15 protein-coding genes and 1 tRNA gene are annotated in these 17,832 nt (G+C 72.6%); 9 read left to right on the top strand and 7 right to left on the bottom strand.

The window, feature by feature from the left end; all coding sequences use genetic code 11:
• The first annotated feature begins 236 nt into the window (after positions 1-236).
• Complete coding sequence (locus ABZX22_RS44040) at positions 237-941, top strand: alternative oxidase (protein WP_354922976.1); 705 nt, start codon at positions 237-239, stop codon at positions 939-941.
• Between the two features lie 87 nt (positions 942-1,028).
• On the opposite strand, the gene ABZX22_RS44035 is transcribed toward ABZX22_RS44040, so the two are convergent.
• Positions 1,029-2,480 (bottom strand): MFS transporter, encoded by a 1,452-nt coding sequence (locus ABZX22_RS44035; RefSeq protein ID WP_354922974.1) that lies wholly within the window; start codon positions 2,478-2,480, stop codon positions 1,029-1,031.
• A 55-nt stretch (positions 2,481-2,535) separates the two neighbouring features.
• Between ABZX22_RS44035 and ABZX22_RS44030 the strand changes: the two genes are divergently transcribed.
• Positions 2,536-3,243: a TetR/AcrR family transcriptional regulator C-terminal domain-containing protein gene (locus ABZX22_RS44030; protein ID WP_354922971.1), complete on the top strand. Its 708-nt coding sequence runs from the start codon at positions 2,536-2,538 to the stop codon at positions 3,241-3,243.
• 18 nt (positions 3,244-3,261) lie between these two features.
• Here the strand turns inward: ABZX22_RS44030 and ABZX22_RS44025 are convergent, their stop codons facing one another.
• Both ABZX22_RS44025 and selA read right to left on the bottom strand, forming a co-directional pair.
• Positions 3,262-5,106, bottom strand: a complete 1,845-nt coding sequence (locus tag ABZX22_RS44025) for a SelB C-terminal domain-containing protein (protein WP_354922968.1) — start codon at positions 5,104-5,106, stop codon at positions 3,262-3,264.
• The gene (selA, locus tag ABZX22_RS44020) at positions 5,097-6,383 is read right to left on the bottom strand and encodes an L-seryl-tRNA(Sec) selenium transferase (protein ID WP_354922965.1); all 1,287 of its coding nucleotides are present in this window, start codon (positions 6,381-6,383) and stop codon (positions 5,097-5,099) included. Before selA ends, ABZX22_RS44025 begins: the two co-directional genes overlap by 10 nt.
• A gap of 33 nt (positions 6,384-6,416) precedes the next feature.
• Between selA and selD the strand changes: the two genes are divergently transcribed.
• The 4 genes from selD (at position 6,417) to ABZX22_RS44000 (ending at position 9,897) form a co-directional block, all read left to right on the top strand.
• A complete protein-coding gene (gene selD / locus ABZX22_RS44015) occupies positions 6,417-7,403 on the top strand; it encodes a selenide, water dikinase SelD (protein WP_354922962.1) in 987 nt (328 codons plus the stop codon).
• A 10-nt stretch (positions 7,404-7,413) separates the two neighbouring features.
• A tRNA-Sec gene (locus ABZX22_RS44010) sits at positions 7,414-7,509 on the top strand.
• 26 nt (positions 7,510-7,535) lie between these two features.
• Positions 7,536-7,967, top strand: coding sequence for a rhodanese-like domain-containing protein (locus ABZX22_RS44005; protein WP_354922959.1), 432 nt, complete (start codon positions 7,536-7,538; stop codon positions 7,965-7,967).
• Between the two features lie 121 nt (positions 7,968-8,088).
• Positions 8,089-9,897, top strand: a complete 1,809-nt coding sequence (locus ABZX22_RS44000) for a BTAD domain-containing putative transcriptional regulator (protein ID WP_354922956.1) — start codon at positions 8,089-8,091, stop codon at positions 9,895-9,897.
• 222 nt (positions 9,898-10,119) lie between these two features.
• On the opposite strand, the gene ABZX22_RS43995 is transcribed toward ABZX22_RS44000, so the two are convergent.
• A complete protein-coding gene (locus tag ABZX22_RS43995) occupies positions 10,120-10,587 on the bottom strand; it encodes a spore-associated protein A (RefSeq protein ID WP_354922953.1) in 468 nt (155 codons plus the stop codon).
• Positions 10,588-11,027: 440 nt separating this feature from the next.
• On the opposite strand from ABZX22_RS43995, the gene ABZX22_RS43990 reads away from it, so the two are divergent.
• Entirely contained in the window at positions 11,028-12,644 is a 1,617-nt protein-coding gene (locus ABZX22_RS43990) for a PucR family transcriptional regulator ligand-binding domain-containing protein (protein WP_354922950.1), read from the top strand.
• A complete protein-coding gene (locus ABZX22_RS43985; RefSeq protein ID WP_354922948.1) occupies positions 12,641-12,958 on the top strand; it encodes a cupin domain-containing protein in 318 nt (105 codons plus the stop codon). The genes ABZX22_RS43990 and ABZX22_RS43985 overlap by 4 nt, the downstream gene beginning before the upstream one ends.
• 3 nt (positions 12,959-12,961) lie before the next feature.
• Here ABZX22_RS43985 and trpS read toward each other — a convergent pair whose 3' ends face one another.
• Together trpS and ABZX22_RS43975 are read right to left on the bottom strand one after the other, a co-directional pair.
• The gene (gene trpS, locus ABZX22_RS43980) at positions 12,962-13,924 is read right to left on the bottom strand and encodes a tryptophan--tRNA ligase (RefSeq protein ID WP_354922945.1); all 963 of its coding nucleotides are present in this window, start codon (positions 13,922-13,924) and stop codon (positions 12,962-12,964) included.
• A gap of 180 nt (positions 13,925-14,104) precedes the next feature.
• Positions 14,105-14,254 carry a hypothetical protein gene (locus ABZX22_RS43975; protein ID WP_354922942.1) on the bottom strand — a complete coding sequence of 50 codons (150 nt, stop codon included), beginning with the start codon at positions 14,252-14,254 and terminating at the stop codon, positions 14,105-14,107.
• A gap of 209 nt (positions 14,255-14,463) precedes the next feature.
• Here ABZX22_RS43975 and ABZX22_RS43970 point away from each other — a divergent pair, with 209 nt between their 5' ends.
• On the top strand, positions 14,464-15,933 hold the full coding sequence (locus tag ABZX22_RS43970) for a phosphodiester glycosidase family protein (RefSeq protein WP_354922939.1): 1,470 nt from the start codon (positions 14,464-14,466) through the stop codon (positions 15,931-15,933).
• Positions 15,934-16,340: 407 nt separating this feature from the next.
• Here the strand turns inward: ABZX22_RS43970 and ABZX22_RS43965 are convergent, their stop codons facing one another.
• On the bottom strand, positions 16,341-17,588 hold the full coding sequence (locus ABZX22_RS43965; RefSeq protein ID WP_354922936.1) for a serine protease: 1,248 nt from the start codon (positions 17,586-17,588) through the stop codon (positions 16,341-16,343).
• Positions 17,589-17,832 lie beyond the last annotated feature (244 nt).

Raw genomic sequence — 17,832 nt, 5'->3', positions numbered from 1 at the left:
ACAGGCTGGGACACGCGGACACGCTCGCACGTCCCAGCCTGATCACGCAGCGAAACCAAGCAGATACCAGGCGCGATCTAGTGATGTAGTACTAGGGGATGTCCCGTGCGCCTGGCGGCGTACCCCGTCTCCGCCCGCTACACCGCCAGAGGCACACCGAATGCCCTCCGGCGGCGGACGCCCGCGCGGGCTCCGGTCGAGCACCATCGGGTCATCGACGAAAGAGGAGACCCGAGATGACCATCACGATCGACCGTCCCGAGGCCCCCGCCGGTCCGCCGAAGCTCGACCGCGAAGCGCTGCTCAGGGCGCAGCGCGACACCCTGGCCACCCCGCGCATGGCCTACAGCCTGCTGGCCAGGATGATGTTCAAGCCCGTCGACCTCCTGTACGGCAAGCAAGGATCGTTCACCAAGTTCGCGATGCTGGAGATCATCGCCCGCGTGCCGTACCAGGCGTGGGAGCGGGTGGGCTACTGGGCCGTGCACCGCTACGCCGGCCGCTCGGCCCTCGCCAAGCGGGTCTTCGAGCGGATCGTCGAGGCCCGCTCCGACCAGGACAACGAGCAGTGGCACCTGCTGATCATGCAGGACCTGATCGAGCGCGACGGGATGAGGCAGAACTGGCTGCTGCACAAGGTGGCGCCCTGGTTCATCTCGTTCTTCTACTACCACGTCTCGTGGGTGCTGTTCCTGGTCAGGCCCGAGGCCTCCTACCGGCTCAACGCCGAGTTCGAGGACCACGCCGAGCACGAGTACATGACGTTCGTGGCGGAGAACCCTGAGCTGGAGTTCATGCCCGACCCCGGGACGTACGCGGCGGAGTACGGGCGCCACCGGTCGGTGGCCGACCTGCTGCGCCAGATCGGGCACGACGAGCGCGTGCACAAGCTGGACAGCCTGGAGAACCTCAAGAGCCCGCGCTACTCCTCCGCCCGATGACATCCCGCGCGGGCGCCTTCCCGGCCGCGGGTCGAGGGGCCGGTCATGGGGACCCGGCCCCTCCCCGCGGCCGGCGAGCACGGCGGGTCAGACCTCGGCGGGGACGGGCGCGACCGGCGCCGCCGGGCGCAGCACCGCCAGGGCGAGGAGGGCGGCCGCCAGGCACGACGCCGCACCGATCCAGGCGCCCGTGGTCATCGCCGCGCTGAACGCCTCCCTGCCGGCCGCGGCGACCTCGGGGGACAGCTGTACCGCCTGGGCGATCGACTCCCGCGCGGCGGCGGGCGCCGACTCGGGCATCGACGAGGTGTACACCCCCGCCAGCACGCTGCCCAGCGCGGCGATGCTGAGGGCCATGCCCACCTGCTGGATGGTGTCGTTCAGCGCCGAACCGACACCGGCGTGCTCCACCGGCACCGCGCCCATGAGCGTCGTGTACGCCGCGGGCCCCGCGATCCCGCCGCCCGCACCCATGATCACGAAGGCCGCGAACATCGACCAGTAGCCGCCGCCCATCGCCATCACCACGAACGACAGCCCCATCACCAGCATGCCGGTGACGACCAGCGTCCGGTTGCCGACCTTCTGGCCGAGCCCGGCCCCGACGCCGTTGAAGACCGCCGCCGAGATCGCGTACGGCAGCAGCGCCACGCCGAGCTGCGCGGTGCCGTACTGGAGGACGAACTGCAGGTACTGGGTGAGCATCAGCATCACCGCGCCGGAGCCGAACGACATCAGCAGGATCGAGAACGACGACCCGCTGAAGTTGCGGTTCCCGAACAGGCCGAGCGGCAGCATCGGGCTGTCCGACCTGCGCTCCCACAGCATGAAGCCGCCCAGGCTCAGCACGGCCAGGGTGATCATCACGGGGTTCCACGTGCGCTCGATGACGACGTAGACCAGCGAGAACAGCCCGACGACCGACAGCACGACGCCCAGTGGGTCCAGCCTGCGCGCCGGACCGCGCGTCTCGGGCATGAGGACGACGGCGGCGATGATGCCGATCACCGCGATGGGGGCGTTGAGCAGGAAGACCGAGCCCCACCAGTAGTTCGCGATGATGAGGCCGCCCACGATCGGGCCCGCGATCACGCCGAGCATCGCCACGGCGCTCCACGCGGCCATCGCCTTGCGCCGCTCGTCGTCGTCGAAGGTGGTGATCAGGATGGACAGGGTGGAGGGCATGAGGATGGCGCCGCCCACCCCCATCAGCCCTCGGGCGGCGATGAGCTGCCACGGTTCGGCGGCCAGGACGGCGAGGAGCGAGGCGCCGCCGAAGACGGCCAGGCCGATGATGAGGAAGCGGCGCCTGCCGTACCGGTCGGACAGGCTTCCGGTGGTCAGCAGCAGGCCCGCGAAGACGAGCACGTAGGAGTCGAGGATCCACTGGATCTCCGAGGGGCTGGCCCCGAGATCCCGCATGAGGGTCGGGATCGCCACGTTGAGCACGGTGCTGTCCACGACCAGCGGCAGGAGGGCAAGGCACAGGACGACGAGAGACCACCAGCGTCGCGGGTCTCGTACAGCGTTCGAGTTCACTCGCACACCGTACGACAAGACTCGTACAGTGTGCGAGTCGTTTTATGCTGAGGGCGTGACCACCAAGCAGTTCACCTCGGTGTGGGCCCGCGAACCCCGGCAGAGCAGACCCCAGGGCCAGGGGCTCACCCGCGAGCAGATCGTCAAGGCCGCCCTGGAGCTGCTCGACGCCGACGGTCTCGACGCGCTGAGCATGCGCAAGCTCGGCGCCAAGCTGGGCGCGGGGGCCACCAGCCTCTACTGGCACGTGGCCAACAAGGACGAACTGCTCGAGCTGGCCTTCGACGAGATCTGGGGCGAGGTCCCGGACCTCGACGTCGAGGTGGTGGGCTGGAAGGACGCCGCCTCCGCCTTCGCGCACGGCGTCCGGCAGGCGATCCTGGCGCACCCGTGGGCCGGGAACCTGATCGGCCGGATGCCAGCGATCGGCCCCAAGTCACTGCGCGCGGGCGACATGCTGCGCACGGCGCTCAGGCTCGCCGGGTTCCGCGGGATGGACCAGGACTACGCGGGCTCGGCGATCACCGCGTACGTGATGGGCGCGACCATCCCCGAGGTCGCCTGGCGGGCCTTGTCGCAGTCCGGCTCCTACGACGCCGCGAGCATGCGGGAGGTCGTGCGGAAGGCGGCGGCCGGCTATCCCGAGCTCATCGCCCGTGCCGACGAGTACGCCCGGCACGACGAGCGCACCCTCCGCGCGGTGAACTTCGACTTCGGCCTGCTGTGCGTGCTCGACGGCCTGGAGCGGCGGCTCGGCGCCTGATCGTGCGGCCCGAACCGGTCAGCCGGCGACCTCCGGCCGCCGTGCGGACCGCACGAGTTCCCGCTCACCGTCCGACGCCCTGCGGGTGACCCCCGCCGCGTCGAGGCTCTCCAGCAGCGGGATCGCGACGCGGCGGGAGGTGCCGAGCGCCTGCCTGGCCTGCGCCGTGGTGAACGTGCGGGGCAGGGTGGCGAGTACGGCGACCGCCCGTCCGGCGGCGTCGGGCGGCAGGACGACGCCCGGCGCCAGGCGCGTGAGCCGCCCGGCGGCCTCGGCCGCGGCCAGAGCGCGGGCGTCCAGGCCGAGGGCGGCCAGCCGGTCGCTGTCGGGGGCGGCGAAGGGCTCGGCCGTCCAGCCGGCCTCCAGCGCGCGGACCGCCCGCTCGGTGGCGGGTGGGAGCGCCGCCGTCGGCGGCAGCAGCCGCCCCCGTTCCCTCTTCAGCCGCAGGGGCGCGGCGAGCGCGTCCACCAGCGCCCTGTCGGGCAGCCCGAGGGCCTGCCGGGCCGCCTCCACGGGCAGCCCCGGGTCCAGCGGATCGCGCGCGGCTCGCGCCTCGACGAGCCCGGCCAGCCGGTCCCGCCAGGCCGCCCACGCGGCGGGGTCCACCAGCCACTCACCCACGACCACCGCCCCGCCGAGGTCGCCGGCGCCGGAAGTGCCGGTACGGGGGGCGCCGTCGGCGGGGGTGCCGGGGGTGCCGGTGCCGGGGGTGCCGGTGCCGGGCACGCCCATGGCGGCCAGGTCGTCACGCCGGGCCAGAGCGCGCCTGGCCAGCTCGGCGGCGAGGTCGGCGCGGCCGTCCATGGCCGCGAGCTCGGCCGCCCGCTGTCCGGCAGCGCCGCGGCGCCGCAGCTCCGGCGGCCGGACGTCGAGGACCGTGGCCCCCCACAGGTGGCGGCTGCCGGGGTCGCGCAGCAGGGCCCGGTCACCGATCCGCAGCGGCAGCGACTGCGCCAGGACAATCCTGGCCGTGTCGTCCCCCAGCCGTCTGACGGTGGCCGGCACGCCGGCCGATCCGATGTGCCACACCGCCTGACGGGGCGGCCGCCGCGGCGTGTCACCCGGCGGCGTCAGCCGTACGTCCAGGACCGCGGTGGACAGCCAGCGGCCCGGCGTGACCAGCACGTCGCCGCGCCGCAGACCGTCGGCGGCGGCGCCGCGCACGTTGACCGCCACCCGGGCGGGCCCGGCGATCTCGTCGCACGCCTGCCCGAGGCTGTGCAGGCCGCGCACCCGCAGGGTCCGGCCGCCGGCCCGCAGGGTGTCGCCGGTCGCCAGCCGGCCCGCGCCGAGCGTGCCGGTGACGACGGTGCCCCGTCCCGCGATCGTGAACACCCTGTCGATCCACAGCCGCACGTCGGACGCCGGATCGGGGTCGGGCAGCGCCGCCGCCAGCGCCGCGAGGGCGGCGCGCAGCTCCGGCATGCCCGCGCCGGTGCGGGCGCTGACGGCCACCGCCGGGATGCCCTCCAGCGTGGTGCCCTCGAGGCCGGCCCGCGCCTCGGCCAGCGCCGCCGCCGGGTCGGCCAGGTCGGCCCTGGTGATCGCGAGCACCCCGTGCGCGATGCCCAGCGCGGTGACGGCGTCGAGGTGCTCCTGCGACTGCACCCGCCAGCCCTCGTCGGCCGCCACGACGAACAGCACGGCGGGCACCGGGCCCACGCCTGCCAGCATGTTGGTCAGGAAGCGCTCGTGGCCCGGCACGTCGACGAAGGCGAGGTCGCCGGTCCACACGAAGCCGAGGTCGATGGTCAGCCCGCGCCGGCGCTCCTCCTCCCAGCGGTCGGGCTCCATCCCGGTCAGCGCGCGCAGCAGCGTGGACTTGCCGTGGTCGACGTGTCCCGCGGTGGCGATCACCCGCATGCGGCCACCACCGCGTCGAACAGGATCCGGTCGTCGTCAGGAGCCAGCGCCCGCAGGTCGAGCAGGCAGCGCCCGCGCTCGACGCGGCCGAGGACGGGCGGCTCGCCCAGCCGCAGCGGCTCGGCGAGCCACTCGTCCAGGGCGACGGCGGCGCTCGGCAGCTCGACGCCGGGCGCGCCGCCGCCGCCGACGCGGGCCACGCTGGTCACGGCCTCGGCCGCCAGCCCCTTGCCGGCCAGCCGTACGGCGAGCGTCGTGGCCCTGGCCAGCAGGTCGGCGGGGTCGGCGTGCAGGGCCAGCGCCGTCGGCGGCGGCGGCCCCTCGACCGTGGCCTCGAGCGCGGCGAGCGTGAGCTTGTCCACCCGCAGTGCGCGGGCCAGCGGGTGGCGGCGCAGCCGGTCGATCAGGTCGGCCCGGCCCAGCAGCAGGCCGCACTGCGGGCCGCCGAGCAGCTTGTCGCCGCTGGCGGTGACCAGGTCGGCGCCCTGCGCGAGCCAGGTGGCCGCGTCGGGCTCGCCGGGCAGCGCGGGCTCGGGCCGCAGCAGCCCGGACCCCGCGTCGGCGACCAGCGGCACGCCGAGCCCGGCCAGCTCGGCGATCTCCGGTGTCGCCGTGAAACCCTCGATGCGGTAGTTGGACGGGTGCACCTTCAGCACGAACCCGGTGTCGGGGCCGACGGCGTCGGCGTAGTCGGCGACGCGCGTCCTGTTGGTGGTGCCCACCTCGCGCAGCCGCGCCCCGGTCGAGGCGAGCAGGTCGGGCAGCCGGAAACCGTCGCCGATCTCGACGAGCTCGCCCCTGCTGACCACGATCTCGCTCCCCTGGGCCAGCGCCGTGGCCGCCAGCACGAGCGCCGCGGCGTTGTTGTTGACCACGTGCACGGCGCCGGCCTCGGGGACCGCCCTGGCCAGCGCCGCCAAGGCGCCCCTGCCCCGCCGTCCCCTGCGTCCGGTGGCCAGGTCCAACTCCACGTCGGTGGTGCCGGCGGCGGCCCGCACGGCCTCGATCGCCGCCGGTGACAGCGGCGCCCTGCCGAGGTTGGTGTGCAGGAGCACGCCGGTGGCGTTGACGACCCTGCGCGGACCCGACCCGCTCAGCTCGTCGAGGACCGCCGCCACCACCTCGCCGGGCGCGATGTCACCTTGCCTGGCGCGCCGCTGCGCCTCGGCGACGGCGGCTTTCACCCGGGTACGGCCCAGCCGTACCGTGGCCTCATGGAGCCGAGGGTCGGCGAGCACGGCATCCGTTCGTGGGATGAATCGCCGCGGATCGGTCATGTCGATCAAGATAGATGCCTCTAGAGTCTGATCATGGTGAGATTGACGCAATTCGCCCAGGGCGGTGGCTGTGCGTGCAAGATCCCGGCCGGTGAGCTGGAGGAGGTGCTGACCGGGTTCGGCGTGACGCCCACCGATCCGCTCGGCGAACTGGTCGTCGGCCTGGAGACCGGCGACGACGCCGCGGTCGTCAGGATCGAGGGCGGCACGGCGGTCGTGAGCACCGCCGACTTCTTCACCCCCGTGGTCGACGACCCCTACGACTGGGGGCGGATCGCGGCGGCCAACGCGCTCTCGGACGTGTACGCCATGGGCGGGCGGCCCGTGGTGGCGCTCAACCTGCTGTGCTGGCCGCGCGAGCGCCTGCCGTACGAGCTGGCCAGGGAGGTGCTGCGCGGCGGTGCGGAGGTCGCCGCGCGGGCCGGCTGCCATCTGGCGGGCGGGCACAGCGTGACCGACGTCGAGCCCAAGTACGGCATGGCCGTGACCGGGCTGGCCGACCCCGACCGGCTGATGCGCAACGACGCGGGCAAGGCCGGCGCGCCGCTGTCGCTGACCAAGCCGCTCGGCCTCGGCGTGCTCAACAACCGGCACAAGGCCACGGGCGAGGTGTTCGCCGAGGCGGTCGAGATCATGACGACGCTCAACGCCGAGGCCTCGCGGGCGGCGCTCGACGCGGGCGTCACCTGCGCCACCGACGTGACCGGGTTCGGGCTGCTGGGGCACCTGTTCAAGATGGCCAGGGCGTCGGGGCTGAGCGCGGTCGTCGACGCCGCCGCCGTACCGGTGCTGGCGGGCGCGCGGGAGGCGGTCCGCGACGGGTACGTGCCGGGCGGGTCGCGGCGCAACCTGGAGTGGGTGGCCCCGCGTCTCGACACGGGCACGGCCGCGGAGGAGACGCTGTTGCTGCTGGCCGACGCGCAGACCTCAGGCGGGCTGCTGGTCGCGGGAGAGATCCCGGGCGCCCCGGTGATCGGCGAATTGGTGGAGGCGGGAGACGCCACGATCATGATCCGCTAGGGTGCTGAGTGGAGGCGACCAGGTGCCTGGTGGCCCTCCCGGTCTTCAAAACCGGTGGCGCCGAGTATCTCGGCGCGGCGGGTTCGATTCCCGTCCGCCTCCGCCAACCCCTCCCCCTTCCTGTGGAGCGTCGTGAGCATCGACGATCTGCTGCTGCGTGCCCGTACCGGGCTTGCGCGGCTGACCCCCGAGCAGGCATGGGCGTTGACTCGCGCCGGCGACGGCCTGCTCGCCGACACCCGTCCCGAGTGGCAGCGGCGCAGGGACGGCGAGGCTCCGGGCGCCATCGTGATCGAGCGCAACCACCTGGAGTGGCGGCTCGACCCGCGAAGCGCGGCCCGCATCCCCGAGGCCGCCTTACCCGGCCTGCGGTGGATCGTGCTGTGCGACGAGGGCTACTCCTCCACCCTCGCCGCCGCAAGCCTGCGCGAGATCGGGTTGTCCCTGGCCACCGACGTGATCGGGGGCTTCCAGGCGTGGATCGAGGCGGGACTGCCGGTCCGCCGCCCCGTCGTGCCGGTCAGACCGAGGGGACCCGGCGAGGGCCCGGTGCCGGTCCGGTGAGCCGCGAGCACAGACGGCCACCGCTCGGCGCGGGGCGAAAGGCCGAGGAAAGGTCGAGGAAAGCACCCTGTCCCACGATCAGCGACATGAACGTTGATCAGGTTCGCGAAGTCGGACCGGAATGAGCCACGTATCGGTCGGCGTGCTGGGGGCCGTCGGGCTGATCCGCGACGACGGGGTGCTCACGCCGTCCGCCCCGTTGCTGCGGGCGTTGCTCGGCCTGCTGACCGTCTCGGCGGGAACGCCGGTGCCGTCGGCCGAGATCATCAGGGTCGTGTGGCAGGACCAGCCGCCCCGCGACCCCAAGGGCGCCCTCCATCTGGCCGTCTGCAGGCTGCGCGCCTGGCTGAGCGCGTCGGGCGAGACCCGGCTGCGTGTGGTCACCGGCTCGGACGATTACCACCTCGACCTGGACGGCGGACGCACCGATCTGGAGGTGTTCCGCCACGAGGTCGCCAGGACGGACGCGACGAGCGAGACGCTCACGGCCGCACTCGCGCTGTGGCGCGGGCGCCCCTTCGCCAACGTTCCCGAACGGCGCGCCGACAGCCGCATCATCGAGTCGCTGCTGGCCGAGCAGGACACGGTCACCAGGCGCGCGGCCAGGACGGCGCTCGACGAGGGGCGGCCACAGCTGGCCATCGGCCTGGTGGAGCGCCTGTGCCGGGCCGACTCGCTGGACGAGGAGGCGCACGCGATCCTGATCGACGGGCTGGTCGCCACCGGACAGCAGGGGGCCGCGGCGGTGACGTTCGACCGGATCAGGCGGCGCCTGGCGGTGGAGCTCGGCATCGAGCCCGGCACGCTGTTACGCCAGTCGCACCTGTGCGCCCTCACCGGAAGCGACCCGCCGGACGGGACCCAGGGCAGGAGCGGCGGCACGGGTGAGACCGCCCACCCGGCGGACGGGCACCACAGAGAAGACGGGCGCCACAGAGAAGACGGGGACCACGGGGAACACGGGGACAGCGGGGACTACGGGGAGGACGAGGATCAGGGCCCGGGGGCACGGGCCCGGCTCGTCGGCAGGGAGCGCGACCACGCGGGGCTGGCCGCCCTCGTACGCCGGCGGCGGCTGGTCACCGTGATCGGCCCGCCGGGGATCGGCAAGTCACGGCTGTGCGCGGAGCTGGCCGTGCGGGTGTCCGGCCACTTTCCCTGCGGCGTACGGCTCGCACGGCCGCACGAGCCGCTGGCACCGCCCCCTGGCGCGGGGCCCGCGCTGCTCGTCGCCGACGGCTGCGACGAGCGGATGGGTGAGGTGCGCGCCGCCGTCGAGCGGCTGACGGCGGCCAGACCCGACCTCACCGTCCTGGTCACGGCGCGACGCCCCCTCGGCGTGTCGGGTGAGGTCATCTGGAGCCTGGGTCCGCTGGAGGCCGAGGCGGCCGAGCGACTGCTGCGGGCCAGGGCCGCCGAGGCCGTACCGGGACTGGACTTCGGCCCCGACGACCTGCCGTGGCTGCGTCGGCTGGGCGCGCGGGCCGACGGGGTCCCCGCCGTCATCGAGAGCCTGGCCTCGCTGACGCGCGCCTTTCCGCTGCGGGTGCTGGCCGAGCAGGCCGAGCACGACCTGGGCGCGCTCATCGACGACGTGAACCCGGCCGCGGCCCGCTTCGCCGAAGGGCTCGACCAGCTCTGGCAGGGACTGTCGAGCCTGCAACGGGTGCTGCTGCTCAGGGTGGCCGCCTTTCCCGGCGACTTCGGGCTCCCCTGCGCGATGGGCGAGTGCGCCGAACCGCCGCTGGACGCCGCGAGCGTGCCGGGGGTGCTGGCCGCGCTGGTGGACCGTGGCTGCGTGCTGCCGTTCGAGAGCGCCACGGGCCGCCGCTACCGGCTGCTCGTTCCCGTGCGCGCGATGGTGCTGCGCCGCTACCGGCAGAAGATCGGCAGGCTCCCGATGGCGCGCCTGCCCGCCCGCGCCCGGTGAGCGCCGCCGCCGCGCGGCGCCCGCCGCTCTGCGTGATGAGCGTGCGACGACCCGGACCGGGAGGTGCCGAGCCACGCGAGAGCGCGACGGCACCAGGGAGGTCGCCGCTCGCCCTCGCGCGGGCGGCGGCCTCGCCGTGCTCACGGCGGGCGATCATCCGCCCGATGCCCGGGTGCGGTCGAGGCCCGTCGATCAGCGCCTCGACCGGCGAGCCCGGATCGGTCAGCCGCAGTGACCCCACGGGCTCAGCGACTGGAAGCGCTGGCCGCCGGGCGCGTCGGAGGCGACACCGCCGAACTGGACGCACTTGCCCGCCGCCTGGACCCGGACCGGGCCCGCGTAGGTGGTGAAGTCGCCGCCGTTGCGGTAGATGGTGCTCGACCCCTGTACCTGGATCCGCGCCTCGGTGTAGGTGCGCACGCCCACGTTGGCGTTCTTCCAGGTGACCACGCAGTTGTAGCCGTTGCCGCCGTTGTAGAGCAGGTAGACCGTCGCCCAGAGCTTCGGGGTGGAGATCGGGATCGAGTCGATGATCCGGTAGCCGGTGCCGCACACGCTCTCGGGAGTCGCCGCGGCGACGACGCCGGCGGAGGACTGGCCGGCGGGCGCGGTGTCGGCGGCGGCGGGGGCGGTGTGCAGCAGCAACGCGGCCAGCGCCGCGGGCGCCAGGACTCGCGAGATTCTGGGCATGGGGTTCACGCACCTTCCGGGACGGTGGCCGCGTGTCGGCCGTCGCCGTTGACGATCTTGCGCGGCACCGGGACGGGTCAAGATCCCCGAACCGGACGATCGGCGCATCGACCGACTTGGACAGGCACCGGAAATGGCACAGAAAGCCGACGAGGGCGCACTTTCCTTGCCCCGCTCCTGCCGCCCGGCCGGTACGGCAGGCGTTGTGGCCGGAGGCTCGCCGGGACCGCACGACCGGCCGGGGGCTGGGCGGGCGGACCGTCCCGATGGCCGGGGGCCTCCGGGTGCTCATCGTGGTGGTCGCCGCACAGACGGTGGACCTGGGGACGTCGAACCCCTCGGGACAGCGCTCCTAGATCACGATATTCATCGACAAATCATCGACAGGCTGTAAGCGGGTGAATGCCCTCAATTACATCCTGATCGGATAAGCTCCACGCGTGCTGCCCACAATCGCCGACGTCCTGGCCCTGGAGACCGTTCGCAGGGGCAACCCCCGCGTGGTCGCGGGCGCGGACCGGCTCGACAGCAAGGTGCGGTGGGTGCACGTCGGCGAGATCGCCGACATCGCACACCTGTTGCGTGGCGGCGAGCTGGTCCTCACCACGGGGGTCGCCCTGCCCGAGGACCCCGAGAAGCTGGCCGCCTACATCGGCGAGCTGTCCGCGGTCGGCGCGGCGGGCCTGGTCGTGGAGCTGGGCCGCAGGTTCGTGCGCGAGCTGCCCCGCGCGGTGGTCAAGGCGGCCGAGGACCACGGCTTCCCATTGATCGTGCTGGCCCGCGAGACGCCGTTCGTGCAGATCACCGAGTCGGTGCACGCCAGGATCATCGACATCCAGCTGGAGGAGCTGCGCGCCTCCGAGCAGCTGCACGAGGTCTTCACCGAGCTGTCGGTCGAGGGCGCCTCGCCCGCCGAGGTCCTGGCCCAGGTGGCCAGGCTGTCCGGCCGGCCGGTGCTGCTGGAGAATCTCGCGCACCAGGTGCTGGCCTGCGAGTCGGCGGGCCGCGACACGGGCGCGCTGCTGGCCGGCTGGGAGACCAGGTCACGCGCGGTCTCCCCGCAGGACCGCACCGCCTACGACCCCGCCGCCGGCTGGCTGGTGACCACGGTCGGCGCCCGCGGGCAGGACTGGGGACGGCTCATCCTCATCTGCGACGCGCAGCCGGGCCCGCGCGAGATGGTGCTGGCCGAGCGCGCCGCCACCACCCTGGCGCTGGGCAGGTTACTGGAACGCCATCAGGAGTCCCTCGAACGGCAGGCGCACGGCACGATCATCACCGGCATCCTCACCCACGCCTACGCCGACCCCGAGGAGGCCGCCGCCCGCGCCCGCGCGGTCGGCGTGCCGCTCACCGGACGCAAGCTCGTCAGTGTCGTCCTGCGCCTCGTCGAGCCCTTCGACCAGACGATCGACGGTCAGGCGCAGCTCGGCGAGCTGGCCGAGGCCACCGCGGCCGTCTGCCGCGACGCCAAGCTGCCCGCGCTCGTGGGCGCGCTCGACCAGGATCGCGTCGGCGTGCTGCTTCCGCTGCCGCCCCGCACGGCGGTCGAGCCCGCCCTGACCGCGCTCGCCGAGCGGCTGCGCGCCCTGTGGAAGCCGGGCTCGGCGTTCGTGCTCGCCGCGGGCTCGGCGGTGGAGTCCATCCGCGACGTACGGCGCAGCTTCCTCGAGGCCGAGCAGGTCGCCGACGTGGCGGTCCGCCAGCCGGACGGCCGGGCCTACTACCGCCTGCCCGACCTGCGCCTGCGTGGCCTGCTCCACCTGCTGCGCGACGACGCGAGGATCCAGACGTTCGCCGAGCGCGAGCTCGGCCCGCTGCTGGCGCACGACGCCCAGCGCGGCGGCGACCTCACCCGGATCCTGCGCATCTACCTGGACGCCGGCCGCAACAAGGCGGTCGCCGCCCAGAAGGCGCACCTGTCGCGCCCGGCCTTCTACGACCGGTTGCGCCGCCTCGAGCGCATCCTCGACACCGACCTGGACGACGTCGAGTCGTGCCTCTCGCTCCACGTGGCCCTGCTGGCCCTCGAATCCTTCCGTAGGGAGAACCGTTGATCCGCGTCATGCACGTCGCCGACGTCCCGCTCGACCCCGACCCGCTCGACCCCGCGCAGATCGTCTCCGGCACGCCCGTCACCTCGGTGGCCGAGCTGGACGAGGGGCGCGGCATCTGGGAGATCACCCCCGGCGTGGTGACCGACGTGGAGCGCGACGAGATCTTCGTGGTCCTGTCGGGCCGGGCCACGATCGACGTCGAGGGCGGCGAGAGCGTCGAGGTCGGCCCAGGCGACGTCTGCCTCCTGCCCGAGGGGGCGAAGACCACCTGGACCGTCCACGAGACGCTGCGCAAGGTCTACCAGGCGCACTGACCGCTAGAAGCCCATCGCCTTCCGCACCTCCTCCAGCGTCTCGACGGCCCGCTCCCTCGCGCGCGCGTTCCCCTCGCCCAGCACCTGGCGCGCCTCAGCCACGTCCACGGCGTTCCTGCGCGCCCGGATCGGGCGGAGGAACTCGTTGACCGCCTCGGTCAGCACCCGCTTCAGCTGTGCCGCGCCGCCGTACCCGATCTCCTCGGCGATCTCGCCGGGGGCGCGGCCGAGGCAGAGGCCCGCCAGCCGCAGGAGGTTGGCGACCTCAGGGCGCCCCTCAGGGTCGTAGGTGATGTGGCGGTCGGAGTCGGTGCGGGCCGCGCGGATCAGCGCCGCGGTCTGGTCCTCGGTGTCCTTCAGCGCGATCGCGTTGCCTCTCGACTTGCTCATCTTGCCGCCGTCCAGGCCGTTGAGCAGCGGCGCGGCGCCCATCATCGCCTCGGGCACGGGGAAGACCGGGCCGTAGCGCTCGTTGAAGCGGCGCGCGACCAGCCTGGTCACCTCGACGTGGGGCAGCTGGTCCTTGCCGACGGGCACGAGCGTGCCCTTGCAGAACAGGATGTCGGCGGCCTGGTGGACGGGATAGGTGAACATCAGGCCGCTGACCGCGCTCTGCGAGCTGTGCGCGATCTCGTCCTTCACCGTCGGGTTCCGCTGCAGCTCCGCCATGCTGACCAGCGACAGGAACGGCAACAGCAACTGGTTCAGCTCGGGGACGGCGCTGTGCTGGAAGATCGTCACCTTGCGGGGGTCGAGGCCGACGGCGAGATAGTCGAGAAGGAGATCGTCGATGTTGGCCTGGATCGCACCCGGCAGGTCCCTGTCGGTGATCACCTGATAGTCGGCGACCAGCACGAACATCTCGTGCACGTCCTGCAGCTTCACCCGGTTGGCCAGCGTGCCGAAATAGTGCCCGAGATGGAGCGCGCCGGTCGGCCTGTCACCTGTTAGTACGGTGTGGTGCATTTTGGGTCCTTTTCGAGAAAGCGTCCCCAGACACCACGAAAGGCCGCCCGAGGACGGCCCTTGCGCATGCGGAGGTCAGTGGCCGTCGAACGGCCGCCACCACATGCTGATAGTCATGACCCCATTATAGGGCGCAAGCCGTACCGGCCCCAGGTGCCGCACGGCTTGCGCCCGGTCCGGTCACCCGCGGTGATCCCGCGTCACTGCGGCATGGATCGTCTCGTCCGCGCAGATGTACAGGTCCCACCGGCGGGGACGCGCCACGAACGCGCCGAGGACGAACCCCAGCACCACGCTCGCGATGATCACAAGGAGGATGCTCAGCCCCATGTCGGCTGCCTCTCGGGATGGTGTGCCGCGCGAAACCTTGATGTGCGGCCTACCGAAAGGTAACGCCGAGTGGTCACTTTCCGCAGCCGAATCCGGCATTGTCGTGTCAATTGGATAACTGTCTTCAACTGATTCGCGTGTTTCGCCCCCTCTCCGTAGTTGATCTCGCCAGGATGGACCGGCTTGTCTTTGATCTACGGGGAGTTTTCATGTCTCGACGCGCCATCGTCGGCCTGGCCATGGCCGCCGCTCTCACGGTCACCTCCGCGGTGCCCGTCATCGCACAGGAGGTATCGGCGCCCTTCCCCTCGGCGAGGTTCCCCCTCGGCGAACGCGGCGTTCCGACGAAGACGCAGAAGACCGTGACCAGCGGCATCGACCTGTACGGCGTCTCGACGGGCACCGCGGGCGACGGCTACACCGTCACGGTGCTCATGCCGAACGGCCGCGACTACGGCACCCGCGAGAACGCCGAAGCCAAGGCCGCCGAGGTCGAAGCCGCCGGGCAGACCGCCAGCGTCCAGAAGGTCATCAGGCCCGCGGTGTCCGACGACCCCGCGGAGGAGATCTACATGGTCCGCGTGGGCCTGTGGCCCTTCAAGGACAAGGCCAAGGCCGACAAGGCCGCCAAGGAGCTGTCCGACGCGGGCGTCAAGGCCCGCGCCGACTACCTCGGCGACGACGGCGTGAAGACCACCGGCCCGTGGGAGATGCAGGTCCTGACCATCGACCCGCGCGGCTTCCGCGGCTCCTACGCCGCCAGCCTCGGCACCAGCGTCGCCAAGCGCGAGACCACCTCGTCGATGGCCAAGGCGCAGAAGGCGATCGCCGCCGTCAACGGCGGCTTCTTCAACATCCACACCTCTCCCGCCCTGCGCGGCGAGCCCGTCGGCATCTCCGTGGTCCGCGGCCGCCTGCTCAGCGAAGCCGTCCCCGGCCGCTCCGCCCTCATCCTCAAGGGGCGCACGGCCCGCATCACCGAGCTCAAGACCAGCGTCGTGGCCGTCTCCCAGGACGGCCAACGCCTCGACGTCAACGGCGTCAACCGGCTGCCCGCCGCCAACGAGCTGGTCCTCTACACCGAGGAGTACGGCGTCAAGACCCCCGCCGACGGCGGCGCCGAGGCCGTCATCGACGCCTCCGGCAAGGTCACCGCGCTGCGCCAGGCCGGCGGTGCCGTACCGGCCGGGGCGCGGATCCTACACGGCACGGGCACCGCGGCCGACTGGCTGTGGGAGCACGCGTGGGAGAGCTGGACGGTCACCGTCGACACCCAGGTGATCGACGAGCGCACCGGACGCAGGATCGTGCTCACGCCTGACGTGAGCGTCATCGGCGGCGGCGTCGGCCTCATCCGCAACGGCCGCATCAGGGTCACGGCCAAGCGCGACGGCCACGACTCGGTCAACATGATCCTGCGCCGGCACCCGCGCACGCTCGCCGGCGTCACCCGCTCGGGCGGCCTGGTCCTGGCCACGGTCGACGGGCGCAAGCCGGGCATCACGGTCGGCGCGAACATGATCGAGGCGGCGCAGCTGATGAAGTGGCTGGGCGCCGTCCAGGCGATCAACCTCGACGGCGGCGGGTCCACGGCGATGGTGGTGGGCGGCAAGGTCGTCAACAAGCCGTCGGACGGCAGGGAACGCCCGGTCGGAGACGCGCTCCTGATCCTCCCGTAACACCCGGGACGACGACTCCCGCATCGCCCCGCGACACGGGAGGACGCACCTGGCCGCAGCCCGCGTCCTTCCGCGACCCGAACCGACCGGTCGCCGACCGCGCCCTCAGGCGGGGCTGGGCGAAGACCCACTGGGACCGGAGCCCGCACCCGTCCGTGACCCGGAACCGAACGGTCGCCGACCGCGCCCTCGGGCGGTGCGGTGCGGTGCGGTGCGGAGGCCCATGGCAACGGGAGCCCGCGTCCTCACGTGCACCGGGAGATCCACGCGGTCGAGATACCGCATGCTGTCTCGGGAGGCTGTCCGGCTCCTGCTGGCCATGGGGAGACCCGCGCCTCCGTGATGGGGGCGCAGGCCTTCCGTCCGGTCCGGCCGTCCTCGGTGATGGGACGCGGGCCGTTCGGCCGTCAGTGCCGGGCGTTCTTCGCGTCCGTGATGAACGCCCCCACGTAGGGGTGAGCCGGGTACAGCTTCCGGACGCGGCGGAAGCCGTCCAGCGCCGCCTCGTAATGCCCGGCGAAGTAGTCCTCCAGCGCAGCGCTGTAGACCCGCGACGTCTCCGAGACGACGGGCGTCACCCCCGCGGCCCGCAACCGCTTCTTGATGACGCTCACCGGCAGCACGAACGTGGCGGCCTCGGTGAGCTCCCCGTCCAGCGTCGTCGCCACCGCGATGGTCATCCCGACCACCCGGCCGTCCTTGTCGAACACGGGACCTCCCGAGTTGCCCGGGTACGCCGGCGCCTGCACCTGCAGGTACGGCACGCCCCGCGCGCTGGAGCGCCTCACGTTGTAGGCGCCCTCGGTCACCGACGGGTACAGCTTCGACCGGCGGTCCAGGGCCGCACTGGCCAGCGTGATGACGGGGAAGCCGCTGAGATAGACGTCGTCGCCCACCCTGACGTCGCCGTCGCGGCCCAGCGGCACGGTCGGCAGGGCGCGGGCCCCCGCCATCTTCACCAGCGCGAAGTCCTCACCCGGCCAGTCGTCTCCCTTGGTGACCACGTTGAGCGGCTGCGCGCTGATCCTGCCCCTGCTGTCGTGCATCGTGACGCTGAGCTGTTTCCTGACACGCAGCACCCGCATCGTCTTGCGCTCGTAGGCGGTGAACATCTTCCGGGCGAGCTTCGCCATTCCGTCATCGGGCTGCGCGAGATCGGAGACGCTCTTGAGGAAGCCGCGCACCTCACCCTGGACGACCGGAGGCAGCGTCTTGTCGGCGAACCCCTGCCGTAGCTCGGCCTTTCCGGTGCTGACACAGTGCGCGCCGGTCACCATGTAGCCGTCGGGCGTGATCCACCAGCCGGTGCAGACGCTGTCGACCGACGCGGCGACCTTCCGCACGCCCTTGCCGGGCCGGAGGTATCTGCCGACATCCTGCGCCGCCGTCCTGAGCACCCATTTGACCTGGCTCTGGTGGTCGGCGGGAATCCGGCCCGCCTTCGCGTGCCGCTCGGCCTTCGTCAGAAGGGCCTCGAAGGCCTTCGTCGGAACCGGCTCGGGGAACGCGACCGTCGCGACGTAGGACATCGAGATCTGCTGGACCGCTGGGTTCGTCTGCGCGGTCAGCCTCGTGCCGGCCGCGACGTCCCTGGGTTCGGGTTCGGCGAGCGCGCTTCCCTGCAGCGCGGTCATGCCGACCAGTGCCAGCCCCACGGCTGCCGTTGTTACCAGTGATGTGCGCATTCGTCCCGCCCCTCGGTTGCTCTCGAGAGGAGGGTGCGGTGAGACGCTGGCGAGCGGCTTTCAGCCCGGTTTCGCCCGCCTTGCGAACCTCCATCGTGGGGCGACGCCGACACAAGCCTGGAAAAGCAGAAAGGGCCACCCCAACCGGGATGGCCCTTACCGTAAAGATTGCGCGGCGGCGACCTACTCTCCCACACCCCTTCGAGTGCAGTAC

The sequence above is a fragment of the Nonomuraea sp. NPDC003804 genome (genome assembly GCF_040610675.1).
Taxonomy (GTDB): Bacteria; Actinomycetota; Actinomycetes; order Streptosporangiales; family Streptosporangiaceae; genus Nonomuraea.
Note: the sequence above shows the minus strand (reverse complement) of the source record. Positions and strands in the feature narration are given on the sequence as shown.